Here is a 16,486-nt window from a genome sequence, read left to right as displayed (position 1 = left end):
TATAATTAATAATGCAAAAGAAATTTTATCTCAAGAAGATAAAGATTTTGAAGATGTTCTGTCTGATATCGAATCTGAGAAGAAACAAATCGATGAAGATAAGCAAAAACAATTAGAATTAAAAGAAGATTTGTTAAAACTTAGAGATAGATATGAAAAAGAGTTAGAAAAAACTAGACTTGAAAAAGAAAAAATTATCAACGAAGCAAAAGAAAACGCAAATGAGATTTATATGCAAGCGAAAGAAGAGTCTCGTGAACTTATAAATAAATTAAAATTTTTAGAAAAAGAAACTGATGCAAGAACAGTAGCTAATGATGTTGAGAATAAATTTAATAAAAGAATAAAAAAGAATTCTCATAAAAAACTTTTAAGCGAAACATCAAAAAAAGAAAAGCTTCAACTGGGAGATGAAGTTGAAATCCTAGGAATTGACCAACAAGGTACTATTGTTTCTGAACCTGATAAAAAGGGAGATTTATTAGTGCAAGTGGGTATTTTGAAAATAAATGCCAACATTAAAAATCTCAAAAAAATCAAAGAGAAAGACGTTATCCAATCATCAAAGAGCATTAAAAGTATAATCAAGAATAAAGCAAATTCAGATATTAAAAGTGAAATTGATTTGAGAGGAAAAAATATTGAAGAAGCTATATATGAGCTTGACAAATACATTGATGATTGTGTTATTGTTGGATTAAAAAAGGTCAATATAATTCATGGAAAAGGGACTGGTGTGCTTAGAAAAGGTATCAGAGAATATTTAAGAAATGATAAGAGAATTAAGAAGATTGAAGATGCAGGATACAATGAGGGTGGTCTAGGCGCAACTTTCATTTATTTGAGATAAGGGGATTAAAATGATAAATTTTAAAGATGAAGTAATAGAAATTATACTTGGATTTGATACTGGTTTAACTGAACAAGAAATATCAGATTTAATAGAAATTCCACCAAATAGTGACATGGGGGATTATGCATTTCCAGTATTTAAATTAGCAAAAACTTTTAGAAAAGCACCTAATTTAATTGCAGAAGAATTAGCAACAAAAGAATTTAATAATGAAAATATTAAAAAGATTGTTAATGTAGGACCTTATGTCAATTTTTTTGTAGATAACTCAAAATTAGTAGAAAGTGTTCTGACAGAAGCTGTTAAAGATGATTTTGGCAGCAGTCATATAGGTGTTGGTAAAAATGTTGTATTTGATTTTTCATCGACTAATATAGCTAAGCCATTTCATATTGGACATTTACGTTCCACTGTAATTGGTAATGCTATAAGGAATATTATAAAATATCAAGGTTATAATACTACAGGAGTTAACTACATCGGAGATTATGGAACACAATTCGGAATGATGATTTCTGCTTATTTGAAATGGGGAGACGAAGATAAAATAAATGCCGATCCAATCAAAGAACTTTTAAATCTTTATGTTAAGTACAACAAAGTTGCAAAAGAAGACGAAACATATTTGGATGAAGCGCGTGAATGGTTTGATAAATTAGAAAAAAAAGATCCAACTGCAGTAAAACTATGGTCATGGTTTAGAGAAATTTCATTAAAAGAATTCCAAAGGGTTTATGATTTACTAGGAGTTAAATTTGATAATTTTAACGGTGAATCATTTCATTCACAATTTATTGGAGAAGCACTTGATGCAATTAATGAAAAAAATTTATTAGAAGAGTCTGAAGGTGCAATGATAATTAATTTAGATGATGAAAACTTACCTCCAGTTCTAATTAAAAAGTCAAATGGATCTTCAACTTATCTTACACGTGACATAGCAACAGCAATGTATCGTAAGAAAACTTATGATTTTTATAAAAATGTATACGTTGTTGCAAGTCAACAAAAACTTCATTTTGAACAATTAAGAGCCGTTTTGAAAAAAATGGGATTTGAATGGTGGAATGATTGTGAGCATGTTTCTTTCGGTATGGTTAGCATGAAAGACGGATCTATGAAAACAAGAGAAGGAAAAGTTATTTTCCTAGAAGATGTTTTAAATAGAGCAATCGATAAAACTAAATCTATAATTGAAGAAAGAAACCCAAATCTTGACAATAAAGATGAAGTAGCAAAACAAGTAGGTGTTGGAGCAGTAATATTCCAAGACTTATTCAATAATAGAATCAAAGATTATACTTTTGATTGGGATCAAGTTTTAAATTTTGATGGAGAAACTGGACCATACACACAATATACTTTTGCTAGAAGTTGTTCAATATTAGACAAGGGAGAATTTGACCTAAGAAATAATAGTAAATTCGATTTACTTGTTGAAGAAGCAGAAATAGATATTGTAAAACATTTAGCTAAATTTGAAGAAGTTTTATTAAATGCAACTGAAAAATACGAACCTTCTTTCTTGACACGTTACACAGTTGAATTAGCAAAACTATTCAATAAATTCTATGCAAATTGTCCAATCAATACTGTAGAAGATGAACTTAAATATCAAAGACTTTATTTGACATATTGTGTCAATAAGTGCCTAAAATTATCATTGAGTTTATTGGGAATAGAAGCGCCAAATAGAATGTAGGGAGAAAAATGAACTCATTTATAGAAATAATCAAAAATTCTTTCGCAAGAACTGCACATACAATTAAATATTTTCCACTGATTTTTGCATCAATGATTGTAATGAAATTATCATTAAACATATCAAACAATATTTTATTTAGATTATCAGTTTCTAAAACAATATCGAATGTTATAATTGCAGTTTTGGTTACTTTTCTATTGAGTATTCTTCTAAATATGCTTAGTGTTTCGGTTCATACTAGAGAAAATTATCAAATTGAACCTATTACTATTCCTAAATTGATGATAAAAGTAGCATTTAATGGTTCATTAATGATATTATTTTATTATTTTTTTAAAAATTATGAATTATCTATTATTGCTTTGTTATTAATATTTAATCCATTAATTGAAACACTTTATATGATTGATGAAGAGTTTTATAAGGCGATTTGGACATCAATCAAATTTAATTTTAATCATTTTTTTATATGGAATATTCCAAATATAATTATATTTGGAGTTTTATACAATTTAGTTATAAAAAATTACAAATTTGAAGATTTTATTATGTCCAATGAGCTAGTTTCAATTATGAAATTTGGATTGCTTTTGATGTTTATTTCGTTGTTTATGCTGTATAGAGCTAATTTGTATAGAATTTTAGAAACGGAAGGGAAGTAAAATTATGAATAAAATTGACGAGTATTTCAGTAAATTCATGAATAATTTAGTTTATGTTAATTTATTGGAATCAAATGATTATATAGACAAAGATATTCCTCTACCTGTTTTAGAAAAAGATTTATTAGATGGAGTCAAGAATGACGATTTTGTCAAAAACTTCGACTTGGAATTAATAATTAAAGGTATGATTTATAACATAGCTTACGATAGAACATTTAAATACTGTGTAAACTACACAGATATTATGTACAATATTTTTCCTGATATTGAAAAATCAATAATATCTATGGGAGTTGAAAAGATTTCAAACCCAAAAGAAGCCGTTATTTATTTTAGAACAAATGATATATTAAAATCTGATATTCCGGACAATGCTTATTACTATGCTTATTGCTTAAGATTGATGGCTCTTGAAGATGAATTTAATGCTAGTACATTCATTGAGGAAGCTTTTAGAGTATTAAACGAAAATGTTGCAGATTATCCTGATTTTTTCCTTAATTTTGTTGAACTTGCAAATCTAGAATTACTAAATCATAATTATATTAAAGCTTATGATTATTTGAAAAATACGCATAAAATGGCAACATCACCAAATGATTACGACGAAAAAAGAGTTCAAATAGTAATCGATGAAGTTGAACGATTGATGGATGATATAAAACCACTTAGAGACTTGGATTTTGCAACTACTTTAATCAATTCTAAACCTAAAAACGCGTTAGAAATTTTTGAAAACTTGGAAAAAACATCAAGAATTGTATATTTGATGGGCAAATGTTATTTGAACATGAATGATCTTGAAAAAGCTATTGAGTATTTTGAAAAAGCAGAAAATATGGGATTTGATCATGTAGATTTGTACAATGATATGTCAGTGGCGTATTTTAACGATTATGATTTCGATAAATCTATCCAGGTTCTAAATAGGGGACTGAAAATTCATCAAGATAATGAAATATTATTATACAATAAAGCAGTAATTGAACTTAACTGTAATAGAGTAGCAAAAGCCAAAGACACATTATCTACTTTAGTTTCATATGATGATGTTCATGAAGATATATTTAATATGGCAATGCAATTATTGCAAAAAATAGAAGAAGACCATTAAAGGTCTTCTTCAGTTATTTTTAGAGTATTATCCAATCGGTCGATGATTTCCAAAGCGCTTATTATGTTTTTTCTTGCTTTATAACAATCCAAATTAATATCTACTAATTCATTAATTTTGTTTATTCTATAAACAATGGAGTTTCTGTGTACATTCAGTCTTTGAGATGCCTTAATTAATGAACGTTCTTCTACAAGATAAAAGTATAATGTTCTGAGAAGGTCTGTGCCATTATTTATATCGTCATATTTTAGTTTATAGATGAATTCTGGAACTAAAATTTCTATTTCAGAATCCAAGCATACTAAATCATATATGATTTTACAGCAATTATCGTTTATGTTATCAGTTAATTCTATATTGTTTTCTAAAATTCTTCTAGACAAATCATAAGCTTTTTTCAAATTGAATAGGTTGTTTTTTAGTGATAATTTAATGCTTTTTAAGTCGTATTTTTCAGTAAAGAAGTTTAAATTTGTCTTTACTGATGAAACATATTTAATTTTATTATTAGTTAATAACACAAGGTATCCTTCTTGTAATACAGAATACATATACATCGGATAATCCAAAACAAATCTGTTACCATGTGAAAACATGTCTTGGTATTTGAATAAACCACCTTCGATTTTAATTACATTAATATCGTAATTGTCATCTGTTTTCCAACCTATATTTGCGATATTTTCTTCGTCTTTTTCTGTAATATTTCCAGAAATCAAATTCTTAATGGTGCTGTATATGTCTTCTTTTGAATTTATCAGCCCATTTACATTGTTATAAATATATGTTGAAATTATTTTGGAAATTTTTCTGAATTCAAATTCATATTCATCTTCAATAGTTTCAAAAGCGAGATATCCGTATAATTTGCTTAGGCTTTTCTTTTTGATTTCAAGTGGATAAATCTTTTTTATTGTTGAAAAGTCAAAAGTGTTTAATAACAACTTTTTATTAGAATTCAATAGGCAAACATTGATACCAAAATAATCTTTAATTGTTAAAAGCAAATTATTAACAGCTTCATGATTTGATATTATATTATACAATTTATTATAAAACCTTGAATTTTCTAATAAAAGTAAGTTTGCGGTTTCGTAAACTTTAAATATATCGTCTTCTTTTGAATAAATAATATTTGAGTTTTCATTTTCCAAAATTTCATCTTCTGCATTAATTAAGAGAATATTTGAAGTTTTAGGATAAACAATGTTTTTGTCATACTCCAATATCGATAATGTATTTTTGCTATCAGAAATGGAATTTAATGAAATATTATCAATATCATTTAAAATTTTTATGTCTGATGAATCTACCAAATCATCCATTTTTTTTACCAATAATCTAATATTCATGTTATCACCTTTAATTATCATTAGACCTGTGTTATTATCTATAATATAAATAATATCACAATCAAGAAATTTTTGAAATATAATAGGAGAAACTTATGAAAAAGACTGCAATTATACTGATGATAATTACACTATTATCAAAAGTATTAGGCTTAGTGAGAGAAACTACTCTAGCTTACTTTTTTCCAACAAATGGACCCGTAGCTAATGCTTTTTTGGTATCACAAATACTACCTATTACGATAGTTAGCTTGTTTTCGGCGGGAATTTCAACTTCTTTTATTCCTATATACAATAAAATAGTACACGAAAAAGGAAAAGAAGAAGGAGATATATTTACATCAAATATTAACAATATAGTTGTTATTATAATATTAGCATTAATAGTAATACTTGAGATTTTTACACCATCTGTAATTAAAATTTTCGCTCCAGGATTTACTGGATATACAAAAGAATTAACTATAAAATTCATGCGATTGACTTTATTGTCAATAGTTCCTTCTATAATGTCATGTGTATTCAAGGGATATTTGAATGCGAATAATCATTTTGTAGTTCAAAATTTACAAGGTTTTATAATGAATTTCTTCATTATACTTGCTCTTGTAATTTCCAATAAGTACGATAATAATATGATAGTTGGAATTGGTTTGTTATTGGGAAATGCGCTCCAATATTTACCTTACATATTTATAACGAAAAGAAAGAATTTTAAATATCATAAGATTTTAGATTTTTCAGATAAAAATGTAAAGATGATTGTTCTTTTATCAATTCCGATAATTTTGGGAGTATCGGTAAATCAAATCAATGTTATGGTAGATAAGTCGATAGCATCTACAGTTTCAGCTAATGGTATTCCAATTCTAAATTATGCATCGAGGCTTATTGAATTTGTAACGGGAATTGTTATAGCAAATATTTCTGTAATTGTGTATCCAGAATTGTCTAGAAATTTTATTGCTAATGATTTGAATAAAATGAAAGATAGCATAATGAAATCAATGTCTATGATTTGTATTTTAGCAATCCCGGCGACAATTGGACTTTTGGTATTATCCTATCCTATTACTAAGATGCTGTTCTTTAGGGGAGCTTTCACAATGAATGATATTGCTATGACATCAGTTTGTATGTTCTTCTACGCTTTGGGAATAATAGGAACTGCCATCAGAGATATCTTGTCGAAATCATTTTATGCTATGAATGATACAAAAACTCCTACAATTAATTCTGTTATTATGGTTGCTATAAATATCATAGGAAATATTATTTTATCCAGAGTTTTTGGATTGGTAGGATTAGCAGTAGCAACAAGTTTTGCAAATCTAATTGGAGCAATTATGATAATAATGAGATTACACAAAAAAATTGGGGATTTTAGTTCTACAAAATCATCTTTTGTAAATATTTTTAAGATGTTGATTTCATCGTTAATAATGGGAGCATTAGCTTATATTACATTTAAAACTACAAATATGAAATTTTCAAATACATTATCATTAATGATGTCTATAATTGTTGCAGGAATTAGTTATTTAACTTGTATTTTAATTTTTAAGGTCGATGAACTAAACGAAATTATCGCTTTTTATAAAAACAGAAGAAAAAAATAGATGGTTTGACAATTGAAAGTTTTTTGAATATAATTTTGTTATAAAGACAAAGATAAAAAGAGCGCATTATGATTGATTTTCAGAGAGATAAGGGTTGGTGTGACTTATTATTCATAGTAATTGCAGACATTTTTGAGTCGAATTTTCCGCTTGATAGCGTTATAAATTAAAGTGAGGTTTACCTAATTAGGGTGGTACCGCGATTTAACTCGTCCCTTATCATAAGGACGGGTTTTTTATATTTTAGGAGGTTTTTTATGAATAGTATGGGAAATCTTAGACGTACTCACATGTGTGGGGAGTTGAGATTAAGTGATGTTAACAAAGAAGTCATTCTTATGGGATGGGTTCAAAAAGAAAGAAATTTAGGATCTCTTATCTTTATAGATTTGAGAGATAACACAGGAATAACTCAAATAGCTATAAAGGATGATAACAAAGAGATTTTCGATAAAGCAAAAGATGTTAAAAGCGAATATGTTTTATGTGTAAAAGGTGATGTTAGAGAAAGAGAATCAAAAAACAATAACATTCCTACTGGAGAAATTGAAGTTATAGCTAATGAACTAATTGTTTTAGATACAGCGAATGTTCCTCCAATTTACATTAAAGATGATGATAATGCTCAAGAAGCTGTTAGGTTAAAGTACAGATATTTGGATTTAAGAAAACCTAAATTACAAAATAATTTAAAATTAAGAGCCAAAACTAATAAATTAATTCGTGATTATTTAGATGAAAATGGATTTTATGAAATTGAAACTCCATTTTTAGGAAAGCCAACTCCAGAAGGAGCTAGAGATTATTTGGTTGCAAGTAGAGTAAATGAACACAGTTTCTACGCACTGCCACAATCACCACAGTTAATGAAGCAACTTCTTATGATTAGTGGAATGGACAGATACTACCAAATCGTTAAATGTTTCAGAGATGAAGATTTGAGAGCGAATAGACAACCGGAATTCACTCAAGTGGATATGGAAATGAGTTTTGTTGATCAAGAAGATGTAATGACATTGAATGAAGGCTTGATTAAAAAACTTTTCAAAGAAATTAGAGGAATTGATATTCCAACTCCTATTAAGAGAATGACTTACGCAGAAGCTATGGAAAGATATGGATGCGACAAGCCAGATTTGAGATTTGGATTTGAATTGAAAAATATCACTGAATTAGTAAAAGATTCAGAATTCAAAGTATTCTCAAGTTGTAATGATAAAAATAAGAGCGTTAGATGTATCAATATTGGTAATTATGAAAGTGAATACTCACGTAAAAAAATTGACAAATTAGAAAAATTTGTAAAAGAATACGGTGCTAAAGGTTTAAGTTGGATAAGAGTTCACGATGGAGAAATTCAATCTTCAATTAAAAAATTCTTATCTGATGAAGAAATGAATTCGATAATTGAATCTACAAAAGAAGACGAAAATGCATTGATATTTATACTAGCAGACAAAAATGATGTTGTATTTAATGGATTAAGTGCATTAAGAAACAAAATTGCAAGAGATATGAATTTGGTTGACAATGATACATTCGAATTTGTTTGGATAGTTGATTTCCCATTATTTGAATTCGACGAAGAAGAAAACAGGTTTGTAGCAATGCATCACCCATTTACAATGCCAAAAGAAGAAGACATTCAATATTTGTTAACTGACAAGGAAAAAGTAAGAGCTAAAGCTTACGATATTGTATGTAATGGAGATGAAATTGGTGGAGGCTCTATAAGAATTAACAATTCTGATTTACAAAAGAAAATGTTCGAAGCATTAGAATTAACTGAAGAAATGATTGAAAACAAATTTGGTTTCTTTGTAGAAGCTTTTAACTATGGAACACCTCCACATGGTGGATTAGCGTATGGTATGGATCGACTTATGATGTTATTAGTTGGAACTGATAATATCAAAGATGTTATAGCATTCCCTAAAACACAATCTGCTACAGATTTATTAACTGGTGCTCCATCAAATGTTGACGAGAAACAACTTAAAGAAATTCACATCAAATTAGATTAGTATGGATAAAAGATTTGAAAGAACAAAACTTCTAATAGGCGAAAATGACCTAGAAAATATCATCAACTCCAAAGTAGCTGTTATTGGCTGCGGTGGAGTTGGAGGTTTTGTAATAGAAGCTTTGGCTAGATGTGGAGTAGGAACATTAGCAATAGTAGATTATGATACTATCGATATAACAAACATCAATCGCCAAATTATAGCTTTGGAAGATACTGTTGGAAATTATAAGGTAGATGAATTTGAAAAAAGAATTCACAGAATTAATCCGAATTGCAAAGTTATTAAATTTAGGGAAAAGTTTGATAATTCTACTGTTGATTTATTTAATCTTAAAGATTATAATTATGTTATAGACGCTATTGATTTAATATCAGCGAAGCTAGATTTGGCTGAGTATTGTTATAAAAACGATATTAAGTTGATAAGTTCTATGGGTGCGGGATCGAAACTAAATCCTTTTCTTTTTAGAATTACGGATATTAAAAAGACCCACACTTGTCCAATGGCTAAAGTAATGAGAAAAGAGCTAAAAAGAAGAAACGTTGACAAACTTACATGCATTTGGTCTGATGAACAAAGGTCAGGAGAAGTTCTATCTTCAAATGGAAGAAATGCTCCGGCAAGTATAAGCTTTGTACCTTCATGTGTCGGACTTATGATTGCATCTTATGTTATTAAAGAATTGAGGTAATTTTTTGGCAAAAGAAGGAATGGTTATAAAAACTGAATCCACAAAAGCATCTGTTCTAATTACTAGAAAAGGAGCTTGTGGTGGTGAAGGTTGTAGCAAATGTTCAGGTTGTGAACATCAAACGCAAGTTATAGAATGTGCAAACTATATAAGTGCTAAGGTAGGAGATAGAGTGCAAATTTCAGGTGACGATTCTTCAATGCTTAAATATACAGCATTGTTGTATTTAGTGCCTTTAGCATTTTTCCTAATTGCTCTTATATCATCATATTCTATTTTGGAAAATAAAATAGGAAATTTTGAATTAGCATCTTTTGGTATAGGACTTGTAGGATTATTAATTGGCTATATAATTGTAAAATTTATAGATAAAAAATTTGTTGATAAGGACCTAGTTCATATCACGAAAATAATTGGAGGTTTGTATGAATAATTGTAGACAAAATTTAGAAAATTTTGACCCAGAGGTTTTTGGTCATCTAAATGATGAAATAAAAAGACAAGAAGAACATATCGAATTGATAGCCTCAGAAAACTTTGTTTCAAAAGCAGTACTTGAAACTATGGGTACTGAATTAACAAACAAGTACGCTGAAGGTTATCCTGGAAAAAGATATTATGGCGGTTGTGAACATGTTGATAAAATAGAACAATTAGCTATAGATAGATTAAAAGAATTATTTAATGCAGATCATGCTAACGTTCAACCTCACTGTGGAGCAAATGCTAATATTGCTGTTTATGTAGCGGTTTTAAAACCTGGTGATACAGTATTAGGCATGAGATTAACAGAAGGTGGACACTTAACTCATGGATCACCAGTAAATATGTCAGGTAAATTCTATAATTTCGTCGACTATGGTGTAAACCCTGAAACTGAAACTATAGATTATGAAAACGTTCGTGAACTAGCCTTAAAACATAAACCAAAATTAATCGTTGCAGGGGCTTCTGCATACCCAAGAGTTATAGACTTTAAAAAATTCAGAGAAATAGCAGATGAAGTTGGTGCTTATTTAATGGTTGATATGGCTCATATTGCTGGGTTAGTAGCTACTGGAGATCATCCAAGTCCTGTACCTTATGCAGACTTTGTAACTACAACTACTCATAAAACATTAAGAGGCCCAAGAGGTGGAGCTATTCTTTGTAAAGAAGAACACAAAAAATTAATAGATAAATCAGTATTCCCTGGATTCCAAGGTGGTCCATTAGAACATATTATTGCAGCAAAAGCTGTATGTTTCAAAGAAGACTTACAACCTGAATTTAAAGAATATACACATCAAATTTTAAAGAATGCTAAAGCAATGGAAAAAGTATTTTTAGATAATGATGTAAGATTAGTATCTGGTGGAACTGATAACCATTTATTACTAATCGACTGTAGAAGCTTTAATATGACAGGAAAAGAAGCTGAAGCTTTATTAAGCGAGGTAAATATTACAACTAATAAAAACACTATTCCAAATGATCCTGAAACACCATTTGTAACAAGTGGTATTAGAATTGGTACTCCAGCAATTACAACTAGAGGGTTGAAGGAAGAAGAAGCTTCTAAAGTAGCAGAATTTATGTTAGATGCATTAAAGAAACGTAGACCTGCTGAAGATATTAAAAAAGATGTTGTAGAATTGATGAATCAATTCCCAATAAATAGATAAATATTAAGCTAATACTAAATAAATGTTTAGTATTAGCTTTATTTTTTTATGAAATATTGTATAATTGAAGCATTTTATGGTATCATTTATAGAGAAATGAGGTGATAACATGGCAAAACCAGTTGTTGCTATTGTAGGAAGAGCTAATGTGGGAAAATCCACATTATTCAATAAATTAATAAAAAAAAGAATTGCCATAACTCAAGATGATCCCGGTGTTACAAGAGATAGATTGTACATGGAAGCAGAGTGGCAAAATAAATATTTTACAGTTGTAGATACGGGCGGTTTGGAACCAAAAAGCAATGAAATCATAACTAAGAATATAAAAAAACAAACAGAATTAGCTATAGAAACTGCTGATGTAATTTTATTTATGGTTGATGGAAAACAAGGTATTACTCCTATTGATATGGAAGTTGCCGATATGCTTAGAAGAACTAAAAAGAGCGTAATTTTGGTTGTAAATAAAATTGACCATATAAAACAACAAGATAATGTATATGATTTTTATAATCTTGGATTTTACGAAATATTTCCTATAAGTGCTTCAAATTCTATGGGACTTGGAGATTTATTAGAAGCAATAGTATCAAAATTTGATGATAATTCAGATACAGAATCTGAGGAAGATATAACAAAAGTTTGTTTGATTGGTAAGCCAAATGTAGGTAAGAGTTCTCTGATTAATAATTTATTAAACGAAGAGAGAATGATAGTTACAGATATTGCTGGAACTACAAGAGATGCCATAGACTCGAAAATTAATTATAAAGGTAATGAGTATATATTTATAGATACAGCAGGTCTTAGAAAGAGAAAAAAAATCGATACAGAAGTTGAAAGATATTCTGTTGTAAGGACTTTATCAGCTATCGATAGATCAGATATTTGCGTATTGATGATTGATGCTACCGAAGGAGTTAGCGAACAAGATACTAAAATATTGGGATACGCACATGACCAAGGTAAAGCAATGATAATTCTTGTAAATAAATGGGACCTTGTTGAGAAAGAAACAAACACAATGAATGATTTCAAAAAAGAAATCAGAACGAAATTGGGATTTGTTATGTATGTTCCAATTGTATTTATTAGTGTTAAAGAGAATAAAAGAATAGATACTTTGTTTACTGAAATCGAGAAAGTTGACAATAATTATTCAATGAGAATAAGCACAGGTGTACTAAATGATGTAATTTCAAAAGCTGTGCTATTAAATCCACCTCCATCAGATAAAGGTATGAGATTAAAAATATTTTATATTACGCAAATAGAAGCTAGACCACCAAAATTTTTAGTTTTCATAAATAGAAATGATTTGATGCATTTCTCATATCAAAGATATATAGAAAATCAACTTAGGGAAAACTTTAGTTTTGAAGGAGTTCCTTTGCAATTTGAGTTTAAGACTAGGGGAAAATAGTGAATTATTTATGTTTAATAATACTTGGAATAATCTGTTATTTCATCGGTAATATAAGTGGATCTATTGTCCTTTCAAAATTAATTTATAAACAAGATATAAGAAATTACGGAAGTAAAAATGCAGGAGCTACTAATGCTTTAAGAGTTTATGGAATTAAGGTTGGATTGGCAACTTTTGTGATTGATTTTCTTAAAGGATATTTATGTGCTGCTCTGGGGTTTAAATTTTTTGGTAGTTTGGGTATACTAATATGTGGGTTTTTATGTGTATTAGGACATATATTACCAGTTATTTATAATTTTAAAGGTGGAAAGGGTATTGCAACGTCTTTTGGCGTTTTGTTATTCGCTCAACCTTTACAAATTTTAATTTTATTAATTTTGTTTTTAATAGTTGTACTTATAACTAAATATGTTTCACTAGGAAGCATTTTGGGATGTATCTCAGCTGTTATATATGGATTAATTTACATCAAAAAAGACTTTTACATTGGTTTAGTTTATATTTTGCTTGGAATAATTTCATTATTTAAGCATAGAACAAATATAAATAGATTGATTCATGGAAAAGAAAGTAAATTAGGTAAAAAATAGGAGGAAAAAATGAAAGTATTAGTAATTAACTGTGGTAGTTCTTCATTAAAATATCAATTATTTGATATGACTGATGAAAGTGTATTATGTAAGGGATTAGTAGAAAGAATCGGGATCGAAGGTTCTAAATTAACTCATAAAGTTAATGGAGAAAAATTAGTAGTTGAAGAACCAATGAAAGATCATACAGAAGCAATTAATCATGTTTTTGATGCTCTATTAGACGAAAAATATGGAGTTATTAAGAGCTTAGATGAAGTATCTGCTATTGGTCATAGAGTATTACACGGTGGAGATAAATTAACTGAATCTTGCGTTATAGACGACAAGGTTAAAGACAAGATTAGAGAATTTATTAAATTTGGACCACTTCACAACCCAGCTAACTTAATGGGAATTGAAGCTTGTGAAAAATTAGCTCCAGGAAAGAAAAACATTGCTGTATTCGATACTGCTTTTCACCAAACAATGCCAGCTAAAACTTATATGTACGCTATTCCATACGAATACTATGAAGATTACAGATTAAGAAAATTTGGTTTCCACGGAACTAGCCATAGATACATTACTTTAAGAACTCAACAATTATTAGGTAAAGATGATATTAATATTATTACAGTTCATTTGGGTAATGGTTCATCTATAGCAGCTGTTAAAAATGGAAAATGCTATGACACATCAATGGGACTTACTCCATTAGAAGGACTTTTAATGGGAACTAGAAGTGGTGATTTGGATCCAACTGTTATGACATTCTTAATGAATGAAAAAGGATACTCAGCTGACGAAATGAACCAAATCTTAAACAAAAAATCTGGTGTATTGGGAGTTTCAGGAATTAGTTCTGACTTTAGAGACTTAGAAGAAGAAGCTGAAAAAGGAAATGATAGAGCTCAATTAGCACTAGATATGTTCATTGAAAGAGTTAAGAGATATATCGGTGGATACATGGCAGAATTAGGTCATGTTGACGCAATCTGCTTTGCTGGTGGTATTGGCGAAAATTCATCTTCAATGAGAAAAGATATATTAGATACTTTTGAAGAACTAGGAGTTAAATTAGATCTTGAAAAGAATAATACTCGTGAAGAAGCTTTAATCTCAGCTGATGATTCAAAAGTTAAAGTTTACGTAGTTCCAACAAACGAAGAATTAATGATTGCTAGAGACACTTTGGATTTAGCAAAATAATAATAAATTTATTGACAACTTAACATTATTATATTATAATTAACTACGTTGTTTGTATAAATTTTAAGGACTGAAGTCCTTAAGGAGGTGTAGCATGGCAGTACCAAAGAGAAAAACTTCTAAAACTAGAAGAGATAAAAGAAGAGCTTCTTCGTATAAATTACCAAGAGTTACTATAACTACATGTCCTAATTGTGGATCTCCAAAATTACCTCACAGAGTATGTAAAGAATGTGGGTATTACGATGGAAAACAAGTTGTAGATAATTCAGAACAAAACTAATTAAAAGAGAGCCGTTTAATTAATATTAAGCGGCTTTTTTATGTGTTTAATGTTCTAACATACAATATTGTGATAGAATATACTAGAGGTGAAGTATGAAAATTTTATTAGATACTTTAGGTTCTGATAAAGGAGCAGCAGAACTAATAGAGGGAGCATTAATGGCTCTTGAACAAAAAGATTTTAACTTAACAATAGTAGGAAATGAAGAAGAAAATAGAAAAATTGTAAACAAAAGATATGAAGAAAAAATAGATTATGTAAATGCAACAGAAACTATTGAAAATAATGAGTCACCGACAAAAGCAATCAGATCGAAAAAAGACTCTAGTATGAGAAAATGTTTTGATTTATTGAATCATGATTATGATGGACTTTTATCAACGGGATCTACAGGTGCTTTATTAACAGGGGCTACACTAATCACAAAAAGGCTAGATAATGTCACTAGACCTTGTTTAATGGTTACAGTACCTAGTTTAAAAGGTGAAGTTGTAGTGCTAGATGTTGGTGCTAATGTGGATGTTACGTCTGACTTATTAGAACAATTTGCAAAAATGGGTTATGTTTATTCTAAAAATATTTTAGGTAAAGAGGATTGCAAAGTTGGTTTATTAAATATAGGAGTTGAGGAACATAAGGGAGATTCTTTAAGGTTAGAAACTTATAAAACACTATCAAAATATCCTTATTTTAAGGGAAATGTTGAAGCCAGAGACGTGTTAAAAGGCGATTTTGATATAGTTGTTACTGATGGTTTCTCAGGAAATATTCTTCTCAAAACAATCGAAGGATCTGTCGAGTTTATAAAAACATTGGCGAAATCGAAAATTTCTAAACTAGATGAACAATCACAAAAATCTATTATTCCTATGATTAAATCAATGAGCTCAGGTATTGACTATAATAGTGTTGGATCTGCACCTTTTTTAGGAACTAAAAAGCCAGTTTTCAAAGCTCATGGATCTTCTAATAGAGATGCGATTAGGTCAGGAATTTTAACACTTATAAAATTCATAGAACAAGATGTTACAAATAAATTAAAAAAGGAGTTAGCAAATGAATAAAGAGATTTACGATAAAGTTATCGAAGGATTAAAAAGCGAATTTGGCAGAGATGATATTACTGAAAATACTAGATTTGTAGAAGACTTGAAGGCTGATTCTGTTAGATTATTAGAGATTGTTATGGATGTAGAAGAAGAATTCGACATTGAACTTGATGATGAAAGATTATCAGAATTAAAAAATGTAGAAGATGTAGTGAATGAAATTGAAAGGGCACAAGGCAAATAAT

16 protein-coding genes and 1 other annotated feature are annotated in these 16,486 nt (G+C 29.0%); of the genes, 15 read left to right on the top strand and 1 reads right to left on the bottom strand.

Features of this window, described 5'->3' with window-relative positions; all coding sequences use genetic code 11:
• The 4 genes from ACLUJM_RS01155 to ACLUJM_RS01140 all read left to right on the top strand — a co-directional run.
• The coding region (locus ACLUJM_RS01155; protein ID WP_412411930.1) for a Smr/MutS family protein at window positions 1-850 on the top strand (850 nt) is incomplete at its 5' end.
• Between the two features lie 10 nt (window positions 851-860).
• Window positions 861-2,555: an arginine--tRNA ligase gene (argS, locus tag ACLUJM_RS01150; protein WP_412411929.1), complete on the top strand. Its 1,695-nt coding sequence runs from the start codon at window positions 861-863 to the stop codon at window positions 2,553-2,555.
• A gap of 8 nt (window positions 2,556-2,563) precedes the next feature.
• Window positions 2,564-3,220 carry a hypothetical protein gene (locus ACLUJM_RS01145; protein ID WP_412411928.1) on the top strand — a complete coding sequence of 219 codons (657 nt, stop codon included), beginning with the start codon at window positions 2,564-2,566 and terminating at the stop codon, window positions 3,218-3,220.
• Window positions 3,221-3,224: 4 nt separating this feature from the next.
• A complete protein-coding gene (locus tag ACLUJM_RS01140) occupies window positions 3,225-4,337 on the top strand; it encodes a hypothetical protein (protein WP_412411927.1) in 1,113 nt (370 codons plus the stop codon).
• Here ACLUJM_RS01140 and ACLUJM_RS01135 read toward each other — a convergent pair.
• Window positions 4,334-5,692 carry a helix-turn-helix domain-containing protein gene (locus ACLUJM_RS01135; RefSeq protein ID WP_412411926.1) on the bottom strand — a complete coding sequence of 453 codons (1,359 nt, stop codon included), beginning with the start codon at window positions 5,690-5,692 and terminating at the stop codon, window positions 4,334-4,336. The two genes, ACLUJM_RS01140 and ACLUJM_RS01135, sit on opposite strands and share 4 nt — an antisense overlap.
• A gap of 95 nt (window positions 5,693-5,787) precedes the next feature.
• On the opposite strand from ACLUJM_RS01135, the gene murJ reads away from it, so the two are divergent.
• From murJ to ACLUJM_RS01080, 11 genes are all read left to right on the top strand, one after another.
• On the top strand, window positions 5,788-7,311 hold the full coding sequence (murJ, locus tag ACLUJM_RS01130) for a murein biosynthesis integral membrane protein MurJ (RefSeq protein ID WP_412411925.1): 1,524 nt from the start codon (window positions 5,788-5,790) through the stop codon (window positions 7,309-7,311).
• A gap of 40 nt (window positions 7,312-7,351) precedes the next feature.
• Window positions 7,352-7,531 (top strand) — a binding site (T-box leader).
• Window positions 7,532-7,568: 37 nt separating this feature from the next.
• Entirely contained in the window at window positions 7,569-9,335 is a 1,767-nt protein-coding gene (gene aspS, locus ACLUJM_RS01125) for an aspartate--tRNA ligase (RefSeq protein WP_094205760.1), read from the top strand.
• 1 nt (window position 9,336) lies between these two features.
• A complete protein-coding gene (locus ACLUJM_RS01120; RefSeq protein WP_002836544.1) occupies window positions 9,337-10,029 on the top strand; it encodes a ThiF family adenylyltransferase in 693 nt (230 codons plus the stop codon).
• A 4-nt stretch (window positions 10,030-10,033) separates the two neighbouring features.
• Complete coding sequence (locus ACLUJM_RS01115) at window positions 10,034-10,462, top strand: SoxR reducing system RseC family protein (protein WP_294684362.1); 429 nt, start codon at window positions 10,034-10,036, stop codon at window positions 10,460-10,462.
• The gene (glyA, locus tag ACLUJM_RS01110; protein ID WP_294684363.1) at window positions 10,455-11,693 is read left to right on the top strand and encodes a serine hydroxymethyltransferase; all 1,239 of its coding nucleotides are present in this window, start codon (window positions 10,455-10,457) and stop codon (window positions 11,691-11,693) included. The genes ACLUJM_RS01115 and glyA overlap by 8 nt, the downstream gene beginning before the upstream one ends.
• 109 nt (window positions 11,694-11,802) lie before the next feature.
• Window positions 11,803-13,119, top strand: coding sequence for a ribosome biogenesis GTPase Der (gene der, locus ACLUJM_RS01105; RefSeq protein WP_412411924.1), 1,317 nt, complete (start codon window positions 11,803-11,805; stop codon window positions 13,117-13,119).
• Window positions 13,119-13,715, top strand: a complete 597-nt coding sequence (gene plsY, locus ACLUJM_RS01100) for a glycerol-3-phosphate 1-O-acyltransferase PlsY (RefSeq protein WP_412411923.1) — start codon at window positions 13,119-13,121, stop codon at window positions 13,713-13,715. Before der ends, plsY begins: the two co-directional genes overlap by 1 nt.
• 9 nt (window positions 13,716-13,724) lie before the next feature.
• Window positions 13,725-14,906 (top strand): acetate/propionate family kinase, encoded by a 1,182-nt coding sequence (locus ACLUJM_RS01095; RefSeq protein WP_294684366.1) that lies wholly within the window; start codon window positions 13,725-13,727, stop codon window positions 14,904-14,906.
• A 94-nt stretch (window positions 14,907-15,000) separates the two neighbouring features.
• A complete protein-coding gene (rpmF, locus tag ACLUJM_RS01090) occupies window positions 15,001-15,189 on the top strand; it encodes a 50S ribosomal protein L32 (RefSeq protein ID WP_002836538.1) in 189 nt (62 codons plus the stop codon).
• A gap of 95 nt (window positions 15,190-15,284) precedes the next feature.
• Window positions 15,285-16,256 (top strand): phosphate acyltransferase PlsX, encoded by a 972-nt coding sequence (gene plsX / locus ACLUJM_RS01085; RefSeq protein ID WP_412411922.1) that lies wholly within the window; start codon window positions 15,285-15,287, stop codon window positions 16,254-16,256.
• Window positions 16,249-16,485: an acyl carrier protein gene (locus ACLUJM_RS01080; RefSeq protein WP_294684667.1), complete on the top strand. Its 237-nt coding sequence runs from the start codon at window positions 16,249-16,251 to the stop codon at window positions 16,483-16,485. The genes plsX and ACLUJM_RS01080 overlap by 8 nt, the downstream gene beginning before the upstream one ends.
• Window position 16,486: the final 1 nt, after the last annotated feature.

It is taken from the genome of Finegoldia sp. (assembly GCF_046991905.1).
Lineage (GTDB): Bacteria > Bacillota > Clostridia > Tissierellales > Peptoniphilaceae > Finegoldia.
The sequence above is the reverse complement of the archived record's forward strand: the minus strand, read 5'-3'. Positions and strand labels throughout refer to the sequence as shown.